Source organism: Vibrio sp. 1401 (genome assembly GCF_033340295.1).
The window spans coordinates 1-550 of sequence record NZ_JAWOWF010000720.1 but is presented as its reverse complement, the minus strand read 5'-3'; the positions used below and the strand labels follow the sequence as shown (position 1 = coordinate 550).

Genomic DNA, 550 nt, shown 5'->3' with positions numbered 1-550 from the left:
GTTGCTTAAACGTACCGAAGCTTCACCGTAGTCCAATGCAGATAAGTCACCAGAGACTTTGTCGACAAACAACTTGTTTTCGCTGTGTGCGCCATCCATCAAATCTAGGTTGTTATGGCGACCACCGATTTCCGTCATCGCGCCTAGTACGTTTGCCATCGTATCATCGATGGCGTTTAGGCTAGCGTCCACTTCGGCTTGAAAATTCGGACTCGGCTTCTCAAATTCTGCAATCAAAGCGTCGATTTGATTAAGAACGTTCTTGCCGCCACCAATATCTAGGATCTCTTTTGCGGTCATGTTCGAATCCATGGTCACGCCTTTTGCCACCGTCACCACACGAACATCGCTGTTGCCTTCGACCACATAAGCGCCACTTGATTTATTCAGAGCCGCGGTATCGGTTTTTGTGCCCGAAAACAGAAAGTGGCCTTCTTCATCTTGCGCATTGAAAGACGATTCGATGGAGTCACGGTAGCTTTTCAGTTCGGTGATCATGCCGCTACGGTCTTGATCCGTTAACGAACCGTTCGCGCCCCAAAGAACAATG

1 pseudogene is annotated in these 550 nt (G+C 48.7%); it reads right to left on the bottom strand.

What is annotated here, in order from left to right:
• A pseudogene (locus tag R7Z77_RS27775) lies at positions 1-550 on the bottom strand (flagellar hook-associated protein 3); the annotation flags it as partial.